Annotated in this window: 3 protein-coding genes; all 3 read left to right on the forward strand. The window is 36.6% G+C overall.

The window, feature by feature from the left end; genetic code table 11:
* Positions 1 to 1,181 precede the first annotated feature (1,181 nt).
* Positions 1,182 to 2,393: an HhoA/HhoB/HtrA family serine endopeptidase gene (locus F6K13_RS17165; RefSeq protein WP_124155419.1), complete on the forward strand. Its 1,212-nt coding sequence runs from the start codon at positions 1,182 to 1,184 to the stop codon at positions 2,391 to 2,393.
* 731 nt (positions 2,394 to 3,124) lie between these two features.
* Positions 3,125 to 4,750, forward strand: a complete 1,626-nt coding sequence (locus tag F6K13_RS17170) for a calcium-binding protein (protein WP_124146089.1) — start codon at positions 3,125 to 3,127, stop codon at positions 4,748 to 4,750.
* Between the two features lie 118 nt (positions 4,751 to 4,868).
* Positions 4,869 to 5,182 (forward strand): hypothetical protein (locus F6K13_RS17175; protein ID WP_287287885.1); only part of this gene is annotated, 314 nt, incomplete at its 3' end.

Genomic DNA, 5,182 nt, shown 5'->3' on the forward strand with positions numbered 1-5,182 from the left:
TGAATGATATTAGTAGACTAAGATTACTAAATTTTAATGCCACAAGCTAAGGTGTGAGTATAGTTAAGCATCTCAAGCTCATATAGATTTTGTTACCTTCTATCCAAGTGCAACAAAGCCTAAAATAACTCTTACGGTAGCGGAATTATCAAAATTACAGATATAAAATGCACTCACTTTCACAAATACTTTCACCTGACAGAGATATTAATCAGAAATTTGTATGAATGTGGTGCTTTGGAGAAAATACTGAAAATCAGTGAACCTATTCCACTATTTTTAACACGCTTATTTATTAACAGACTTATTTATTTAAGTAAAATGTGTTTGAAAAGCTGAATTTTTCGTTTTTAACTCTTAAAATATTTAGGACTTTTACTAAAAATCTGATTACTGGGATAGTTTCATGTCTTTTAAGATGTTTTAAACTAATTAACAATAAATAAGGTAAAAGTCTTAAATTTGGTTTTGACAACAATCTAATGACTTAATTTAATATTAGGTAACTTATAATCTTATAAATATAGTAGGACATTACAAATTTTTATTTATCTTTAAAATATCGGGAAAAGATCTGGAACACAAGGTAAGTTAGCGTGACTGTTGAATCCCGACCAGCAAAAAAATTAATTAGGAGGTTCTTGCTGTTCAACATATTCTTTGAATTTTTCAAGTGGCGTGCCACTACAACTAGAAATTTAATATAGCAGTTTTCGGTACATCAACGATCCCCCTAAAAAAGGAGGACTTCCGGTTTCCCCCTTGTCAAGGATAGGGTCAATTTATTGTCACTAGAAAAAAATTTATAGGGAGATGGGGACTCACCCCTAACCTCTCCCAGGAGCGGAATGTGGGGAGATTCTTATATTTGCTTGCACAATTTTTTGTATTTCTTATGAATATTCTCTGAGGACAAAGAATTAGTCCTGCCTTGTCAAGGGGGGTAGTAGGGGATCTCCAGCAGTGTAACTCACGCTTACTGAGAAATGTTATATCTGCTCGTCCAAAGCGCTTTTTTAGACCAAGAAACCTTGTGAATGGGGGTTAGACAAAAATTAGGCAAAAAAAGTCCTTAAATTATCAATCGAATTACTTTTGTTAATCTGAAAAAGGCCAATTATACTGATCTTACCTCTTAAATATATATATCTAAATCCAAAGAATTATATCCCAGGAAAAAAATGACTTTATCCTTCAAGCAATTGACTTTATATTTTTCTCTACTATCTATTGGTGGTGGCACAGGATGGTTGGGTCATCGTTATATCGAAGCCAAAGGTTTGACCATAAACTCTAATGTAATACCTGTAGTCAAGCAGCAACCGCCAGATTACCCGTCACCTTCAAACTCTGAAAATACTCTACTTGAACCGACTAACTATAACTTTATTGCTCAAGCAGTAGAAAAAGTAGGTCCAGCAGTAGTCCGTATTGATGCAGCTAAAAAGTTAACAACTCAAGTTCCAGAAGCTTTTCAAAATCCCTTATTTAAACGTTTCTTTGGGGAAAATTTGCCTATTCCAGAAGAACGCGTTAAACGTGGTACTGGTTCTGGAGTAATTATTAATTCTAATGGTCGCTTAATTACAAATGCTCATGTAGTTAGTGGAGCTGATACAGTTCAGGTGACACTGAAAGATGGTCGAGTTTTTGAAGGCCAGGTTAAAGGTGTAGACTCACTCACAGATGTGGCTGTAATTGAAATTGAGGCCACAGGTCTACCAGAAGTGTCCATTGGCAAATCAGAAAAATTAATTCCGGGACAATGGGCGATCGCTATTGGCAATCCTCTTGGTTTAGACAATACTGTGACGGTAGGAATTATCAGTGCTATTGGTCGTAGCAGTTCTCAAGTCGGTATTCCAGACAAACGAGTCCGTTTTATTCAAACAGATGCCGCGATTAATCCTGGCAACTCTGGTGGCCCACTTTTGAATGGCCGTGGTCAAGTAATTGGCATCAATACAGCGATTAGAGCTGATGCTCAAGGATTAGGATTTGCTATTCCGATAGAAACGGCAAAAAGAATTGCTGATGAGTTATTTGATAATGGGAAAGTAGACCATCCATTTTTAGGTATTTCAATGGTTGATTTAACGCCAGAAGTCAGAGATGAAATTAATAAACGACTAGACATGAATATTCAGCAAAATCAGGGTGTTGTGATTATGCGAGTTATAGAAGATTCTCCAGCAGCTAAAGCTGACTTGCGTCAAGGAGATGTGATTCAGAGAGTAGGTGGAGTGGCAGTTAAAAGTCCAGTAGAAGTTCAGCAACAGGTAGAACAAAGTTTAGTTGGAAAAGATTTAGCACTGGAAGTAATTCGTAATCGTAAGATTGCTACAATTCTCGTGAAACCCGATACTTTTCCCCTCTCAGTTGAATCGGAATAAATTTTGATTATGATTGAGGAGTCAGTCCTCAGGAGTCAGTCCTCAGGAGTCAGGAGAAAGGAAGAATTGAGTATGGAAATTATCTAGGGGTATTCCGTGAAAGGTATGTATTGAGTAGAGGTAGTTTTACGATAATGGTATAACCTGATTTCATATTGTAGCAGTTTAAGGGAAGGTGAAGACATATCAAAAGCTGAAAACTCAGGTAACGCCAGATTGTTCCTTCTACCTTCTTCCTTCTGTTATACATCTAAGTAGGATGTCATTATCATCAAAATAGTAGGGACGTTCCATGGAGCGTCCCTACAAAGGTTTCAGAAGAAGTTTGTATAATTTTTGGAGATATAGCGCTACGCGCAAGTTAGAAGTCAAAAGTCATGCATTCAGAAGTAATCTCTGACGCTCGTTTTTCCTAGGTCAATGCTCCGCAAACAGGGTTTAGTAGTGTCCTAACCTAAATCCGTAGTCCTATATCTGAGTTTTAAGCTTTTGATATGTCTTCACCTTTCCTTAGACTTCTATTATCTATTCAATTCAATATTTGACTATTATAGAAATACAGAAACTAAGTATTTTTTAAGTTTAACATTAGCTATTTATCAATATTTATCTTTTTCTTTTGGGTTTAAGATCCCGCCGTCTACACGGTATTTACAATTGGTTGAGGTTTGAGTCCCCATCCACTTCTTTCTTCTTCCTTCTTCAGCAAATATCAACTAAAACCATAAATTATGACAACTATTATTACCAGAACCCAATTAGAATTAACATTAACAGAAGTCGCAGGAACAATATTTTCTATTACTGGTAATGATACTTTTATTTTGACCGCTGACAATGGTCAAAACTTCTTTGTTGACCTTATAGATGAACTAAATACTTCAATCTTAGGCTTACAAATTGGTCAATCAATCACAGTAACAGGATTTATAAATTTAGAAGATAACCGATTAAATCTAATCAATACTATTCTGATTAACGATGATTCAACCAGACCTCCACCACCAATTGTCGGACTACAAACTATATCTGGAACTGTTGGTTTTGTAGTTGACGATCGCCAATTTATTTTAAATTCTAATGGTCAAATATACTTTGTTAACTTATTAGATGAATTTAATGCTATAGCTTTAAATTTACAGCCAAATCAACCCATCGCAATTTCTGGAACTGTAACTCTAGAAAATGGCAGAATAGATGTTAATAGTACCAGTATTATTGATGGTGTAAATATTCCTACTCCACCTCCTTTCATACCAGACGGTCAATTTCCACCAGGTTCCATTATTGGTAATAATACTCCTCAGTTTATTCAAGGCACTCCTAACAATGACACCGTTTTTGGACTAGGTGGTAATGATACAATTGATGGGCAAGCAGGTGAAGATAGTTTGTTTGGTAGTCCCGGGAGTGATAGTATTTTTGCGGGGATAGACAATGACACCATTTTTGGTAATGAAGGAGCTGATACCATTAATGGCGAAATAGGAGATGATAGTATTCTGGGCAATCAAGATAACGATCTTCTAGATGGTGGTGAGGGTAATGATACTGTTGTTGGTAATGAAGGTAGTGATGAGATAGATGGGGGTGGGGGTGATGATAGTTTGGTCGGCAATGTCGGTAGTGATAGTATTTTTGGTAATGATGGTAACGATAGTATTGGTGGGAATGAAGATAGCGATCGCCTTGATGGAGGGATAGGCAATGACAGTGTTGCCGGAAATGAAGGTAATGATACTATTTTTGGCAATGATGGTAACGATAGTATTTTTGGTAATAAAGATAATGACCGTCTGGAGGGAAATTCAGGTAATGATACTATTCGTGGAGGTAAGGGTAACGATATAGTTGATGGTGGTTTTGATCTTGATTTCATTTTAGGAGAGTTGGGCAATGATGAATTGAGTGGTGGAGAATCTGAAGATTTGATATTTGGTGGTAAAGATAATGATTTTCTTGATGGTGGTGGAGGAAATGATACCCTCAGTGGAGATTTGAGTAATGATACTATTGTTGGTGGTATTGGTGATGATTTGATTATTGGTGCAGGTCGTCAGTCTGGAGAAAATGAGATTGATTTTTTGACAGGTAGTGCGGGTGCTGATACGTTTGTTTTGGGTAATAGTGATGTTGCTTTTTACAGTGGTGCAGGTAGTAGTGATTATGGAGTAATTGTTGATTTTGATAATCTCGAAGGTGATGTAGTTATTGCCTTTGGTGGTGATGGAGTTGTGTTTAGTCCTTCTTCTATAGAGACTCAAGGAGGTACTGGAGTTTTTGTGGATGGGGATTTAATTGCGATTTTTATTGGTGTTACGGAATTGGAAGTTCAAAGTGGGTTGATTTTGATTTAGTAAGGAAGAGAGGATAGGGAGTTATATCATGTCCGGATGATTAGTTAGGGAAGAGTCAGTAGCAACTAACGATACAAAAGAATACACCTCCTTTTCATGGCGTGACCAAATTCTGGCCATGAGTCACGATTCGTTCTACGAGACTGGAAAACGCGAAGCTGCAGAGGAATGGCAAAAAGAAAATGACAAGGTATTTATTGAGGAAAAAGCGTTTGCCGATAAAGATATGCGTATGTTTGCATACACTTTTGGTAGTCGGAAATTGGAAGATACAAAGGATGTCTATTATGAGAATGATATGTATAATACATTGAAGTCAATCAAAGAAACTATCGACCCTAATTGCATCTTTTCTGCTGATGAATTTAGCTTAAGTCCAAATAATATCATGTCCATTTATATCGTTTGTGTAAACCCAAGGGTGAATATCTA

Source organism: Okeania sp. SIO2B9 (genome assembly GCF_010672505.1).
GTDB classification, from domain to species: Bacteria; Cyanobacteriota; Cyanobacteriia; order Cyanobacteriales; family Microcoleaceae; genus Okeania; species Okeania hirsuta.